Below are 13,475 nucleotides of genomic sequence, written 5' to 3'. Positions count from 1 at the left end.
CATGGACACCGCAGGAAAAGAGCAACCCAACCAAGGCGACAAGGTTCTTGTTATCGCCTGCGGCATGCTTGCGCGCGAAATCCTGGCCGTCAAAGAGCAGCTGAAGCTCAGCCACCTCGAATTGACCTGCCTGCCCGCGGACTTCCATTTTTATCCGGACCGCATTGCACCTGCCATGGACAAGGCGATCGAGGAAGCCAAGGCGAAAGGCTACGAGAATATCTTCGTCGGCTATGCCGATTGCGGCACCGGTGGCATGCTTGATCGCGTCTGCGAAAAGCATGGCGTCGAGCGCATGGCCGGCCCGCACTGCTTCGCCTTCTATCAAGGCATGGTTGCTTACGCGAAAATTGCCGATGACGACATGATGTCGTTCTACATGACCGATTTCCTGTGCCGGCAGTTCGATGCCTTCTTCATGAAGCCGCTCGGTCTCGACAAGCATCCGGAATTGATTGCCGACTATTTCGGCAACTATGAGAAGCTGATCTACCTCGCCCAGACCGACGACCCTGAACTGGACAAGGTCGCCGAAAGTGCCGCCAAACTGCTTGGTCTTGTCTATGAGCGTCGTCCGACTGGCTATGGCGACCTGACGGCAGGGCTTGCAAGGGCCGCCACGCCCGTCGTGTAATGGCGTCCCACCGGGAGAACGCCATGAAGGTTGTCACGATCGTACTTGCAGCAGTCGCAACGCTTGTGGCCACGGCCGCATTTGCTGCCGGCGAAGTCCAGAAGCTGATGACTGAAGCCGACAAAGCCCGGCTCGAAGCCTATGGCGAAACGCGCAAGGCCGCGCTGGAGGAAGCTAAAGGCGGCGATCCGGCAGAGGTCAAGGAGCTTGACGAAGTTCTTGGTCGCAACATCGTTTCCTTTTCCAATCAGGATCTTACCGGCAAGTGGCAATGCCGGACGATAAAGGCCGGCGGCCTCGGCGCACTCGTCATATACGACTGGTTCAAATGCGAGGTATCAGACGATGGCTCCGGCTGGATGCTGAAGAAGACAACCGGATCGCAACGGACCACTGGCCGTCTCTACGACGACGGCGAAAGGCGCGCCATCTATCTCGGCTCATTGCACTACAATGACGATCCGGTGAAACCTTACGGCACGGATCCCGAGATGGATCAGGTGGGCTATGCCTTCCGCACCGGTCCCGATGGTTGGCGCATAGAGTTTCCCAAACCCGTTCACGAATCCGTTCTCAACATCATCGAGCTTCGGCGCTGATCCGAAATCGACCTCCTGATTCATTCTATCTGTGGACCAATCCGGCCAAACCTGCCCGGTAGCGTCTCGGTATGCGACATCATCTCAAATTGCGTCGCATTCAGGCGTCGCTTTTGAATGCACGCGCGTCGTCCCATGAGAAGCGGGACGATATAGCTTACGGCAATGCTCATAAACGCAAGGAGTTGGAATTCATGGCCGATCTTATCGTTGTTTTCTGGCGCGACATCCCAGCCCAGGTCATCGTGAAAAAGGGTCGGCAAAGCGCCAAGCGTGAATTGCCGTTGCGCTTCATCGAAGCGATCGACATGTGCGCCATGCGCAGCGGCGCAAAGGACAGCAGCGACTATCTGGAAGACTGGCGCAAGGCGCCCCCAATCCCGGTAGGCGACGATCTCGACGCGGAAGCAGATCAGGCTGCTGCAAAACTCGAAACTGAATACGACAAGGCGAGGCTTGTTGCTCTCGTCAATTCTGGCGGCAAGGAAAATGCCTGATACCCAGCCGATACCGACAACCGCTTCCGTGCCTGCGGGTGATCCGCAGGCCACGCCACCGAGTGCGCCGCCCGGAGTGACCCAGGCGACCGCCGTCAAGAAGGCGGCGCCAAAGACGGACTACAAGCCGTCCGACGTGTCGCCCCAACGGCGCGTACAGCGCTCGTTCGCGGTTAGGCTTTGGTCAATCCGGCATTCGCGTCTGCTCGAGTGGTTCTACGCGAGGTTCGCCGACGCCTTCCTGCTGCTCCATCCCCTATGGAAAACCATCGGCTACGGGCGCGTTGAAGCGCCGATCAAATTCATCGAAAAGCGCGTCAAAGGCTTCATGTTCGACTGCCGTATGTGTGGCCAGTGCGTGCTTTCCTCCACCGGCATGTCCTGTCCGATGAACTGCCCCAAGCAGTTGCGCAACGGACCATGCGGCGGCGTGCGGGCAAACGGCCACTGCGAAGTCGAGCCGGATATGCCCTGCGTCTGGGTCAAGGCATGGGAAGGCTCGCGCAACATGGTGCACGGCGATGCCATCCTGAATGTGCAAAAGCCGGTCGACCAGTCGTTGCGCGAAACCTCCGCCTGGCTGCGCGTCACTGCGCAAGCCGCAGCAGCAAAGGAAGCGGCCCGTAACGCAGCCAATGGAGCGTCGGCATGAGCGCGGCACCCACGCATCAGCGCGACGAGAATCCGGCTGGCCCGCACCTGCCGCTGGAACCCCTGCCCGGCCACACCTCGCGTGGGCGGCTTGAGCGCGTCTTGCGGCGTGGCGAATTTGCGGTGACCACCGAGCTCAATCCGCCCGACAGCGCCGATCCCGAAGATGTCTACAACCGCGCGAGGATCTTTGATGGCTGGGTCGACGCTATCAACGCCGTCGATGCGTCCGGCGCAAATTGCCATATGTCGTCGGTCGGCATCTGCGCCCTGCTGACGCGCATGGGCTATGCGCCGATCATGCAGATCGCTTGCCGAGACAAGAATCGCATCGCCATTCAGGGCGACGTTCTGGGCGGCGCGGCCATGGGCGTCGCCAACATGCTGTGCCTCACCGGCGACGGCGTGCAGGCCGGCGACCAGCCCGGTGCCAAGCCCGTATTCGATCTCGACTGTATGTCTCTGCTCGAAACCGTTCGCGTCATGCGCGACAATGGAAAGTTCCTTTCCGGCCGCAAACTGACGACACCGCCGCAAGTCTTTCTCGGCGCAGCGATAAACCCATTCGCCCCACCCTATGACTTCCGGCCGCACCGCTTGGGCAAGAAGATCGCGGCAGGCGCGCAGTTCGTTCAGAGCCAGTACTGCTTCGATGTTGAAATGTTCCGCACCTACATGCAGCGCGTGCGCGATCTCGGCTTCACCGACAAGGTCTTCATCCTCTGCGGCGTCGGCCCGTTGGCGTCCGCGAAGACTGCAAAATGGATCAGGTCCAACGTGCCCGGCATCCATATCCCCGACGCCGTCGTCAAGCGACTCGAAGGCGCACAGGACCAGAAGAAAGAGGGCAAGCAACTCTGCATCGACATCATCAACGAGGTGAAGGAAATCCCCGGCGTCTCCGGCATCCATGTGATGGCCTACCGCCAGGAGGAATATGTCGCCGAAATCGTCGATGAATCGGGGGTTCTGAAAGGGCGCAAGCCTTGGAAACGCGAAGCGCGCAGCGACGACCAGATCGTTGCCGAGCGCCTCGATCAGATACTGCACAAGGAAATGACCGAAACCCAGGTGGACATGGTCAAGAGCGCGCATTGAAAACGCTGACCTGGCGCTTGATCGGAAACAGATAACGATATAAAGAAATCTTTATATCACAACGGAGAGATTGTATGACCCGCACGATCGTCGCTTCTGCGACCCGCGAAATCGTTATCGGTTTCGATCAGCCCTTCTGCGTGATTGGCGAGCGCATCAACCCGACCGGACGCAAAAAGCTGGCGGCAGAGATGCAGGCAGGCAACTTCGAAACTGTCATCAAGGACGCGCTCGAGCAGGCAGCCTGTGGCGCCACCATGCTCGACGTCAATGCCGGCGTGACTTCCGTCAATCCAAACGAGACCGAGCCCGGTCTCTTGGTGCAGACGCTCGAGATCGTGCAGAACCTTGTCGACCTGCCGCTGTCGATCGACTCCTCCGTTTCCGGCGCGATCGAAGCAGCCCTCAAGGTTGCCAAGGGCCGCCCGTTGGTGAACTCCGTCACCGGCGAAGAAGAAAAGCTCGAGGCCATCCTGCCGCTGGTCAAGAAATACAACGTGCCTGTCGTTGCCATTTCCAATGACGAGACCGGCATTTCGATGGACCCCGATGTCCGTTTCGCCGTTGCCAAGAAGATCGTCGAACGCTGCGCGGACTTCGGCATCCCTGCTCACGATGTGGTTGTTGATCCCCTCGTCATGCCGATCGGCGCGCTGGGCGATGCGGGTCGCCAGGTTTTTGCACTGCTGCGCCGCCTGCGCGAAGAACTCAAGGTCAACACAACCTGCGGCCTTTCCAACATCTCGTTCGGTCTTCCGCACCGCCACGGCATCAACGCCGGCTTCATTCCGATGGTGATCGGCGCCGGCATGACGTCCGCGATCATGAATCCTGTTCGCCCCCAGGAAATGGAGGCCGTCCGCGCAGCCAACGTGCTTGCCGGCACCGACAAGGATTGCACGAACTGGATCAAGACCTACAAGGACTATAAGCCGGGCGAACACGCGGCGCCGGCGCCGGTCGCCGTTTCGGCACCCGGCGAGGCTGGTGCCAATGGCGGACGCCGCCGCGGCGGACGCGAAGCTCGTATGGCGCGGGGGTGAACCAACATCTGAAATGACTGCATTCCTGCATAAGCATTTCCGGTCTGCCGGCCATCTTCCTTCCGAGGAACGACGCCCGACACCACTGTTTTTTTCGCCGGTTTCCAACGCCGCAGGACATGCGTCGACCTCGCAACCGCCCGTCCTATTCCTTGAGGGGAAAATGGCTGGCGGGCTGAAGGGGATTTTCAGATGAACTCTCCCGCCAACATCACCGATCCGCTCGTCCTGTTCATGCCATCGGGCAAGCGCGGACGCTTCCCCGTAGGCACACCCGTGCTGGATGCAGCCCGCCAGCTTGGCGTCTATGTCGAGAGTGTGTGCGGCGGACGCGCCACCTGCGGCCGCTGCCAGATCGAAGTGCAGGAAGGCAATTTCGCCAAGCACAAGATCGTGTCTTCCAACGACCACATTTCGCCCAAGGGGCCCAAGGAAGAGCGCTACGAGCGCGTGCGTGGCCTGCCCGAGGGCCGCCGCCTCTCCTGCTCCGCCACCATCCAGGGCGACCTCGTTGTCGACGTGCCGCAGGATACGGTCATCAATGCACAGACCATCCGCAAGGCCGCGACCGACCGGGCGATTGAGCGCAATGCCGCCGTCCAGATGTGCTATGTCGAGGTGGATGAACCAGACATGCACAAGCCCCTTGGCGACCTCGACCGTCTGAAGGCTGTGCTTGCCAAGGACTGGGGCTGGAAGGATCTGCGCGTCGCCCAGCACCTGATCCCGGAAGTCCAGAAGATCCTGCGTAAGGAAAACTGGGCGGTCACCGCCACGATCCACAAGGACATGGAATTCTCGCGCGCCACATTGATCGCGCTATATCCCGGCTTGAAAAACGAAGCCTACGGCGTCGCCTGCGATATCGGCTCAACCACCATTGCCATGCATCTGGTGTCGCTTTTGTCAGGCCGCATCGTTGCATCGGCGGGCGCGCCGAACCCGCAGATCCGTTTCGGCGAAGACGTGATGAGCCGCGTCTCCTACGTCATGATGAATCCGGACGGCCGCGAAGCCATGACCAAGGCTGTGCGTGAAGCGGTCAATGGCCTGATCGGAAAGGTCTGCGAACAGGGCGGCGTCGACCGCAAGGATATTTTCGACAGCGTTTTCGTCTGCAATCCGATCATGCACCACCTGTTCCTCGGCATTGACCCGACTGAACTCGGCCAGGCGCCGTTCGCGCTCGCAGTTTCCGGCGCTGTGCAGGGCTGGACGCACGACATCGGCATTGAGGTCAATCGCGGCGCCCGTTTCTACCTGCTGCCCTGCATCGCCGGTCACGTCGGCGCGGATGCCGCGGGTGCAACCTTGTCGGAAGGCCCTCATCGGCAGGACAAGATGATGCTGCTCGTCGACGTCGGCACCAATGCCGAGATCGTGCTTGGCAATCGCAATCATGTCGTGGCCGCATCCTCCCCCACCGGGCCCGCCTTCGAAGGTGCAGAAATCTCCTCCGGCCAACGCGCCGCTCCGGGCGCCATTGAGCGCGTGCGCATCGACCCCGAAACATTCGAGCCCAAGTATCGCGTGATCGGTGTCGACAAGTGGTCCGACGAAGAGGGCTTCGAGGAGGCCGCAAAGGCAACCGGCGTTACCGGCATCTGCGGGTCGGCAATCATCGAGGTCGTTGCCGAAATGTATTTGAGCGGGCTCATTTCCGAGGACGGCGTCGTCGACGGAGCACTCTCGGCACGCACGCCCCGCATTATCGAAAACGGTCGTACCTTCTCTTACCTGCTTCGTGACGGCGAACCACGTATCACCGTGACGCAGAACGATATCCGCGCCATCCAGCTCGCCAAGGCCGCGCTCTACGCCGGCATCAAGCTCCTGATGGAAAAGCAGAACATAACTGGCGTCGATACAATCCGCTTTGCAGGCGCTTTCGGGTCTTTCATTGACCCGAAATACGCCATGGTGCTCGGTCTGATCCCCGATTGCGATCTCTCGGAAGTCAAGGCCGTCGGCAACGCCGCCGGCACCGGCGCGCTGATGGCGCTGCTCAATCGCGATCACCGTCGTGAAATCGAACGCGAGGTCTCGAGGATCGAAAAGATCGAGACGGCGCTTGAGCCTGATTTCCAGCAGCTCTTCATCAACGCCATGGCATTGCCGAACAAGGTCGATCCATTCCCACGGCTTTCCGAACAGGTAACGCTGCCTGCGCGCAACACAGCCAGTGAGGAAGGTGGATCGATCGAAAGCGCCACTCCGCGCAGGCGTTCGCGGGAGGAACGCGCCGCGAGGCGTGGGCGGGGATGATGCCCTGGCGCTAGACTAGAACTTGCCGGTTTCGCGAAACACCTCAAACGTTGCCCGGATATGATCCGCAACCGCCTTTACCGGAGCACTGGCATCCGGTGAGACGACCATGGCAAGGTTGTAGTTGCCGATATTGGGCAGGCCATCCTTGGGGCCAAGCTCGATCATGTCGCTGCCGAGGAACGACTTAGGCAGCGGCGCAACAGCCAGGTCGGCCATGATTGCCGCACGCTGGCCTGCTGTGTGCGAGCTCATATAGGCAACGCGATAGTCACGCCCCTCGCGCCCGAGCGCTTCAAGTGCCCCGGCCCTCCAGGCACACCCCTCCTCCCAGATCGATACTGGAAGCGGTTCCCGTAGATGCGCGCAGCCGCCCTTGGCGCCAGCCCACACAATAGCTTCGGTCAAAAGCACTTCCGCCCCGTTTGCGCTGGACTTGTAGGAGTTGGTGAGCAGCGTGATGTCCAGCGCACGGTCGTCCATGCGCCGGCGCAGGTTGACGCTCTGGTCTATCGTGACATCGACGGCGATCGACGGATGGGATTGCGCGAAACGCTTCAGCACGTGCGGCAACACCCGTTCGCCATAATCGTCCGGGGAACCTAACCTTACGATCCCGACGATGTCGGGAATGATGAACTTGGAAACCGCCTCACGGTTGATAGCAAGAAGCCGACGGGCGTAGCCCAAAAGCATCTCGCCATCGGTGGTAAGCGTCACGGAGCGCGCGTCACGCGCAAAGACTGACCGGCCAAGGATATCCTCGAGCTTCTTGATCTGCATGGAAACGGCAGAGGGCGTGCGGAACACGGCAGTGGCCGCCGTGGTGAAACTGCCAGTCTCTGCGATGGCCACAAAGGTGCGCAGGACATCGAGATCCAGCAGCGGCAGGGGATGGTTCAGTGGAGCGTTCATTCGGATCAGCTTTCAATTTTTCTGATACAAAGCATCATTCCATTTCGATTGATTGAACATCAATTCGGGCAGATAGTCAACTCCATCGAAGGCAAAGCGATGAAACAGCAAGACCTTCTTCCGCCGCAACACTTCGATGGAACCGCGCACCCAGCGTATCGCGCACCCCCTCACACCACCGGGGATTCCCGGCCATTTTGGAAGGAGAATGAAATGTCCATCCTGTCCTCCATCGGCCGCATCGCGACCGAATTCAAATCAGCCCGCGCCCGCTACCAGACCGAGCGTGCGCTTCGTTCCCTGCCGGCCGAACTTCAGAAGGACATCGGCTGGCCGGAAGTAAGCGGCAACGAGCCGTCCTCACGGAGCTTTTCCACCCGCACCGGCGTCGGCGTCTGGGCCGGAGCGAAGTAAACATGTGTACTGAGCACCAGGACCTGCCATGCAGCAAACATGGCGGGTCCTTTTTTGTCTCTGAGACGAGCCATACCCGCGCTGCATGACGCATATGAACAAATCGCATAGCGCTTAAATATCACCATAACATACTGTATTAATTGTACTTTATCAAAAGGCGGCAACTACAACCACGAAACCGATGTCGCTTTTCCTGCTAACCGCTTCGTTTTTGCGATTTAATTTGCATACAAACAGGCTTATATGCAGTGCAACAAACGAGCTGCCCCACTCCATCAAGCGAAGGCGACCCGTCTTGGCAACCGAATGGAGATTGCAATGAAGCTTTTCGCTCGCCTGTTCGCCCGCCGCGAGATGAACCTGACGACCGCTTTGGAGCGTCAGCGCCTTGCGAAGACCATGCCCGGCCAGACCGGCGCTGTGGCTGCCGCCCGTCTCGGCTTCATCGCCTGATTATTGAAGCTTCAAGTCGCCGCGCACAGTTCGCGCCAGCTTTGACCAAGTAGCCGCGTCGGCCATCCGGCGCGGTTTTGCTTTGCGCGCATTCCATCGACGGCTCTCTCGCAGGTGCAAGCAACTGTCCGCATCCGCCATTGGTTGAAAACCGACCTCCCCATAAAAAAATATCCTGTTACCGACAGTCTACCGAATTGACACGAAAGCGTTTTCCTGATGACGCTGTGCTGATAGCGACGTTCTGTCTGCGTCATGGCATCGGGAGGGTACCTTGAACGCTGTTAAACAACCGATCAAAAGATCGTTTGTCTTTTTTCTCGTTCCCGACTTCACCATGATCGCCTTTGCAACGGCGCTCGACCCGTTGCGCTCAGCCAACCGAATGCTCGGCTACGAGGCTTACACCTGGCGTTTGGCGAGTATCGACGGCAAGCCGGTGCGCGCTTCCAACGGCGTCGAATGCGCGGTCAACACCTCGCTGGAAGAAGAACGCAAAAAGATGTCCGGCGCGGACCGGCCATCGATGGCTATCGTCTGTAGCGGCCTCGAGGTCGAAAAATACCACAACAAGTCGGCCTTTGCCTGGCTTCGCGAGGAATACAATCGTGGCGTCGCCGTAGGCGGTCTGTGCACGGGGGCCCATATCCTCGCCGCCGCCGGGCTGTTGTCCAACAAGCGTTGCGCCATCCATTGGGAGAACCTGCCGGGCTTTTCGGAAGCGTTTCCCAAGGCCAATGTCTTTGCCGACCTCTTCGAAATCGACCAGAACATCTACACTTGCGCCGGCGGCACCGCAGCCCTCGACATGATGTTGAAGTTGATCGGCGACGACTTCGACGAAAACCTCGTCAACCGTGTCTGCGAACAGGTCCTGACCGACCGCGTGCGCAGCCCGACTGACCGCCAGCGCTTGCCGCTGCGCGCCCGCCTCGGCGTACAGAACTCAAAGGTCCTGACCATCATAGAACTGATGGAAGCCAATCTGGCGGAGCCGCTGTCGCTGATCGAGATCGCCGATCACGTCGATCTGTCTCGCCGCCAGATCGAGCGCCTGTTTCGCTCGGAGATGGGACGATCCCCTGCCCGCTACTATCTCGAAATCCGCCTCGACCGGGCTCGCCACCTGCTGATCCAGTCGTCGCTACCGGTGGTTGAGGTGGCGGTCGCCTGCGGCTTTGTCTCCGCCTCTCACTTCTCAAAATGCTATCGCGAACTTTACGCCCGTTCCCCACAGCAGGAGCGTGTCGACCGCAAACAGCTACTGGCAGCCTGATGCATGTCTCCCGAAAGTGGAAACCGGTTTCGGGACAAAGACATGCATAAAATCAGAGAAGCAAAATAAGTTTGCGTCAGCTAGCGGCTTTCGTCATACATCCAGTAGCGATTGCGCCAAGCCTTTTCCCCCGCAAGGCAATCGGTGGCGACCTCGGCTTGCGCCTTTACAATTGGCGGGAACAGCGCCTCTTCGCTGGCCCAACGAGGCGATAGCGGCCCGGCAAGTTCAAGCACGAGCTTGCGCCGCACGGCCTCCGGGAACTGGCTCCAGTCGTTGACGGGGATCATGAAAGCCCCCGGGCCGCCAATCACGCAGTCGGTGTAGTACTGGTCCAGGTTGCTTACCTCGTATCCCCAGGCAGGGCCGCTGTTGGTCATCAGTGGCAAGCCGTTGATGGTTATTCCCTGCGCAACGAGTCTGTCTCGAACCACGGTCACGGGGGCACCCTGGTTGTTCGGCCCGTCACCGGATACGTCGATGACCCGCTTGGTTCCTTGATGGCCACTCTCCGCAAAAAGGTCCGCACCGAATTCCAGGCCGGCCGAAATCGACGTGCGGCGCGCACTGTTCGGCGGATGGGCCGAAAGCTGGGCAGCAACCGTCTCGGCGTCCGCCCTGCTGGCGATAATCGTCCAAGGCACGATCACATGCTGCGAGGTCACGCCTGCCCATTCAACGTAAGTTACGGCGATCTTGCCGTGAACCCCATCGGCTATAGCCTGCAGCACACTGTCGTGAACCAGGGCAGCGGCATAGCCATGTCGCTGGATTTCCAGTTCCATCGGAGACATTGACAGCGAGACATCCACGGCGAGAACGAGTTCGATATCGACGGGTTCGGCAGAAGCGCTCAGCGAGCCGCACAGACTTGCCAGCGCCCACGCAACGCCGGCCAAAAGGCAATGTCCTGCAGTACGCCGGAAAGCAGACATGCCGTAAGGTACGTGAGAATTGTTGCAGGTAAAAGAAAAGCCCGTCCAGCGGCCGGGCTCATCCCTTCACATTTTTGCGAACATGCAGCCTATCGGCGCAATACCTTGCCCGATCTCAGCTTCGCGGCTTGAGGTTTTGCGGGTCGTAGAGCGGCTTGTAGCCCACTCCAGCGACTTCCACCGGATAGGTCTCGCCGAAATACTCCACCGCCAGCTTGCGGCCTTCCTGGCAATAGGCCCACGGCAGATACGCAAGCGCGATGTTCTTGCCGAGGGTCGGACCGTAGGCGACCGAAGTCGTGAACGAACGGCGGCCAAGCTCATCGACCAGCGTCTCGCCCGTCGCCGGATCCATGACCGGCATGTTGCCGACCGGATAGCGGGCAACGCCTTGGCGGTCCACGTTTGCAGTCATCACCAGCGTGCAAAGCATCGCCGGCTGGTGTTCCCGCGCCTTGTATTCCTCATGCTTGGCTTTACCGCGGAAGTCCGCTTCCTTGACCTTCGGACGCGACAAATCTGCCTCGAACAAATTGTATTCGGTGAGCAGGTCGGCGTTCTGCAGGCGCAGGCTTTTCTCCATGCGCCGCGTATTGGCATAGGTTTCCACGCCGAACGGCATCACACCGGTCGAGCGCAGCGCGTCCCAAACAGCAAGGCCGTCCTCATAGCGCATGTGCAGTTCCCAGCCCTGCTCGCCCACGTAGGAAATGCGGAAGGCCATCACGTCCTTGCCGCCGATGCGGATCTGCTTGATCGCAGCAAAGGGGAAATTCTCAATCGAAAGCCCGTCCGGATTCTCGACCACCTTCTGCAACGTCGTGCGCGCATTAGGCCCCCAGATGCCGACGGTCACGTATTTTTCGGTTGTGTCGGTGACAGTTACGTTCAGCCCGCGATCCTGCGCCGTACGCTTGAGATAATTGAAATCGCGCGGGCCGGCATCCGCACCGTCGATGACGCGGCAGCGATCCGCCATGCGAATAACGGTCAAATCGGCCCGCACCATGCCCTCGTCATCGAGGAAATGGGTGTAGATGCCTTTGCCGATATTGGCATCGCCACCAATCTTGGCCGCGCAAACCCACTCCATCAGTTCGACATGGTCAGGGCCTTCAACGTCATACATGGCAAAGTGCGACAGGTTGACGATGCCGCAATCCTCGCTCATCGCCAGATGCTCGGCATTCGAAACGCGCCAGAAGTGGCGGTTGTCCCATTCGTTTTCGCGTAAGGGCACGCGATTGCCGTACTTTTCCAAGAGATGCTCGTTGGCGGCGTAGCCGTGGGCCCGCTCCCAACCGCCGAGTTCCATGAAATAGCCGCCGAGTTCCTTCTCGCGCTCGTAGAAGGGCGAATGGCGCACATTGCGGCCGGTAGCGTAGGGTTCGCGCGGATGAACCGCCGGATTGTAGATCTTCTGGGCGGCCTCGCCGCAACGGCCTTCGATGAAGCTCTCGTTCAACTGATGCGGTGAGAAACGCGCATAGTCGATCTTCGCGTGATCGATCTCCGTGCGGCCGTCCGTCATCCAGTCGGCGACCAGCTTGCCGAAGCCTGGGCCGTCCTTGACCCAGATCGCCACCGCGTACCACAGGCCGCGCACCTTCTGGCTTTCACCGATCGACGGGCCGCCGTCTGCGGTCACCTGCAGCAAGCCGTTGAAGGAATGGCTTTCATTATAGCCCAGCTCACCCAGGATTGGCGTCAGTTCCATCGCGCGCTCAAGCGGCGCAATGATCTGCTCCATATCCAGATCGCGCTGCGACGGAGACAAACGCGCCTGGTCCTTTTCCAGAAGGTCGCGCGGATGGCACAGGCGCGGATTGGTCTCCTCGTAGTACCCCCATTCGATCTGGCCGCCTTCAGCAGTCTTCGGATCGCCTGTGTCGCGCATATAGGCCGAATTGCCCTGGTCGCGCATCAGTGGCCAGCCGATTTCCTTGCTGGTGCCGGCGAACTCATTGTAGGGGCCGAAGAAAGTCAGCGGATGGTCGACCGGCATGACCGGCAGATCTTCACCTGCCATCTCGGCGATCAGGCGACCCCAAATACCGGCGCACACCACCACGTAGTCGGCCATGACCGTGCCGCGGTCGGTAACCACACCCTTGATGCGGCCGTTCTCGATGACGAGCGACTTGGCGGGCGTGTTGGCGAAGGCTTGCAATTTGCCCGCCGCAACCGCCTGATCGACAAGCTTGCCCGCCACGGTCTGCGAGCGCGGAATGACAAGCCCCGCATCCGGGTCCCACATGCCGCCCTGCACCATGCTTTCCTCGATCAGAGGGAACTTTTCCTTGATCTCGGCAGGCTCGATCAGGCGGGCGCGCGTGCCGAACGCCTTGCCGGACGTCACCTTGCGCTTGATTTCATCCATGCGGGCGTCATCGCCGACACGTGCGACCTCAAGGCCGCCGATGCGCGCGTAGTGGCCCATCTTCTCGTAGAAATCGATGGAATAGAGCGATGTCCAGCATGACAGGAAATCGTGGCTGGTCATGTAGCAGAAGTCGGAGGCGTGCGCGGTCGAACCGATGTCGGTCGGGATGCCGGACTTGTCGATACCGACGATATCGTCCCATCCGCGCTCAATCAGGTGATGAGCGATCGAGGCCCCGACGATACCGCCCAGCCCGATGATGACGACCTTCGCCTTTTCAGGAAACCCTGCCATTGCCTGTGACTCCGA

The 13,475-nt window shown here is 60.0% G+C and carries 13 protein-coding genes; 10 read left to right on the top strand and 3 right to left on the bottom strand.

What is annotated here, in order from left to right:
• The first annotated feature begins 1 nt into the window (after position 1).
• The 7 genes from ACODTY_RS08340 (at position 2) to ACODTY_RS08310 (ending at position 6,787) form a co-directional block, all read left to right on the top strand.
• Positions 2–634 carry a DUF1638 domain-containing protein gene (locus ACODTY_RS08340; protein WP_488993861.1) on the top strand — a complete coding sequence of 211 codons (633 nt, stop codon included), beginning with the start codon at positions 2–4 and terminating at the stop codon, positions 632–634.
• A gap of 23 nt (positions 635–657) precedes the next feature.
• Positions 658–1,233, top strand: a complete 576-nt coding sequence (locus tag ACODTY_RS08335; RefSeq protein ID WP_488993819.1) for a DUF4893 domain-containing protein — start codon at positions 658–660, stop codon at positions 1,231–1,233.
• Positions 1,234–1,427: 194 nt separating this feature from the next.
• Entirely contained in the window at positions 1,428–1,730 is a 303-nt protein-coding gene (locus tag ACODTY_RS08330) for a virulence factor (protein ID WP_488993818.1), read from the top strand.
• Positions 1,723–2,382: a methylenetetrahydrofolate reductase C-terminal domain-containing protein gene (locus tag ACODTY_RS08325; protein ID WP_488993817.1), complete on the top strand. Its 660-nt coding sequence runs from the start codon at positions 1,723–1,725 to the stop codon at positions 2,380–2,382. The genes ACODTY_RS08330 and ACODTY_RS08325 overlap by 8 nt, the downstream gene beginning before the upstream one ends.
• Positions 2,379–3,479, top strand: a complete 1,101-nt coding sequence (locus tag ACODTY_RS08320; RefSeq protein ID WP_488993816.1) for a methylenetetrahydrofolate reductase — start codon at positions 2,379–2,381, stop codon at positions 3,477–3,479. Before ACODTY_RS08325 ends, ACODTY_RS08320 begins: the two co-directional genes overlap by 4 nt.
• A gap of 74 nt (positions 3,480–3,553) precedes the next feature.
• A complete protein-coding gene (locus ACODTY_RS08315; protein ID WP_488993815.1) occupies positions 3,554–4,522 on the top strand; it encodes a methyltetrahydrofolate cobalamin methyltransferase in 969 nt (322 codons plus the stop codon).
• A gap of 192 nt (positions 4,523–4,714) precedes the next feature.
• Positions 4,715–6,787: an ASKHA domain-containing protein gene (locus ACODTY_RS08310; protein ID WP_488993814.1), complete on the top strand. Its 2,073-nt coding sequence runs from the start codon at positions 4,715–4,717 to the stop codon at positions 6,785–6,787.
• A gap of 15 nt (positions 6,788–6,802) precedes the next feature.
• Here ACODTY_RS08310 and ACODTY_RS08305 read toward each other — a convergent pair whose 3' ends face one another.
• A complete protein-coding gene (locus ACODTY_RS08305; RefSeq protein ID WP_488993813.1) occupies positions 6,803–7,702 on the bottom strand; it encodes a LysR substrate-binding domain-containing protein in 900 nt (299 codons plus the stop codon).
• 213 nt (positions 7,703–7,915) lie between these two features.
• Here ACODTY_RS08305 and ACODTY_RS08300 point away from each other — a divergent pair, with 213 nt between their 5' ends.
• The 3 genes from ACODTY_RS08300 (at position 7,916) to ACODTY_RS08290 (ending at position 9,848) form a co-directional block, all read left to right on the top strand.
• Positions 7,916–8,116 (top strand): hypothetical protein, encoded by a 201-nt coding sequence (locus ACODTY_RS08300; protein ID WP_488993812.1) that lies wholly within the window; start codon positions 7,916–7,918, stop codon positions 8,114–8,116.
• A gap of 321 nt (positions 8,117–8,437) precedes the next feature.
• A complete protein-coding gene (locus ACODTY_RS08295) occupies positions 8,438–8,572 on the top strand; it encodes a hypothetical protein (protein WP_112099240.1) in 135 nt (44 codons plus the stop codon).
• A gap of 337 nt (positions 8,573–8,909) precedes the next feature.
• Positions 8,910–9,848, top strand: a complete 939-nt coding sequence (locus ACODTY_RS08290; protein WP_488993860.1) for a GlxA family transcriptional regulator — start codon at positions 8,910–8,912, stop codon at positions 9,846–9,848.
• Between the two features lie 80 nt (positions 9,849–9,928).
• Here the strand turns inward: ACODTY_RS08290 and ACODTY_RS08285 are convergent, their stop codons facing one another.
• Both ACODTY_RS08285 and ACODTY_RS08280 read right to left on the bottom strand, forming a co-directional pair.
• Positions 9,929–10,783, bottom strand: coding sequence for a DUF1194 domain-containing protein (locus ACODTY_RS08285; protein ID WP_488993811.1), 855 nt, complete (start codon positions 10,781–10,783; stop codon positions 9,929–9,931).
• Positions 10,784–10,898: 115 nt separating this feature from the next.
• Positions 10,899–13,460, bottom strand: coding sequence for a GcvT family protein (locus ACODTY_RS08280; RefSeq protein WP_488993810.1), 2,562 nt, complete (start codon positions 13,458–13,460; stop codon positions 10,899–10,901).
• Positions 13,461–13,475 lie beyond the last annotated feature (15 nt).

It is taken from the genome of Mesorhizobium sp. FG116 (assembly GCF_057809835.1).
Note: the sequence above shows the minus strand (reverse complement) of the source record. Positions and strands in the feature narration are given on the sequence as shown.

Bases quoted from the DNA above. Each gene is read 5' to 3' on its own strand.
- ACODTY_RS08305 (WP_488993813.1), bottom strand. From the start codon at position 7,702: ATGAACGCTCCACTGAACCATCCCCTGCCGCTGCTGGATCTCGATGTC.
- ACODTY_RS08335 (WP_488993819.1), top strand. From the start codon at position 658: ATGAAGGTTGTCACGATCGTACTTGCAGCAGTCGCAACGCTTGTGGCC.
- ACODTY_RS08325 (WP_488993817.1), top strand. From the start codon at position 1,723: ATGCCTGATACCCAGCCGATACCGACAACCGCTTCCGTGCCTGCGGGT.
- ACODTY_RS08320 (WP_488993816.1), top strand. From the start codon at position 2,379: ATGAGCGCGGCACCCACGCATCAGCGCGACGAGAATCCGGCTGGCCCG.
- ACODTY_RS08310 (WP_488993814.1), top strand. From the start codon at position 4,715: ATGAACTCTCCCGCCAACATCACCGATCCGCTCGTCCTGTTCATGCCA.
- ACODTY_RS08330 (WP_488993818.1), top strand. From the start codon at position 1,428: ATGGCCGATCTTATCGTTGTTTTCTGGCGCGACATCCCAGCCCAGGTC.
- ACODTY_RS08340 (WP_488993861.1), top strand. From the start codon at position 2: ATGGACACCGCAGGAAAAGAGCAACCCAACCAAGGCGACAAGGTTCTT.
- ACODTY_RS08315 (WP_488993815.1), top strand. From the start codon at position 3,554: ATGACCCGCACGATCGTCGCTTCTGCGACCCGCGAAATCGTTATCGGT.
- ACODTY_RS08300 (WP_488993812.1), top strand. From the start codon at position 7,916: ATGTCCATCCTGTCCTCCATCGGCCGCATCGCGACCGAATTCAAATCA.
- ACODTY_RS08280 (WP_488993810.1), bottom strand. From the start codon at position 13,460: ATGGCAGGGTTTCCTGAAAAGGCGAAGGTCGTCATCATCGGGCTGGGC.
- ACODTY_RS08285 (WP_488993811.1), bottom strand. From the start codon at position 10,783: ATGTCTGCTTTCCGGCGTACTGCAGGACATTGCCTTTTGGCCGGCGTT.
- ACODTY_RS08290 (WP_488993860.1), top strand. From the start codon at position 8,910: ATGATCGCCTTTGCAACGGCGCTCGACCCGTTGCGCTCAGCCAACCGA.
- ACODTY_RS08295 (WP_112099240.1), top strand. From the start codon at position 8,438: ATGAAGCTTTTCGCTCGCCTGTTCGCCCGCCGCGAGATGAACCTGACG.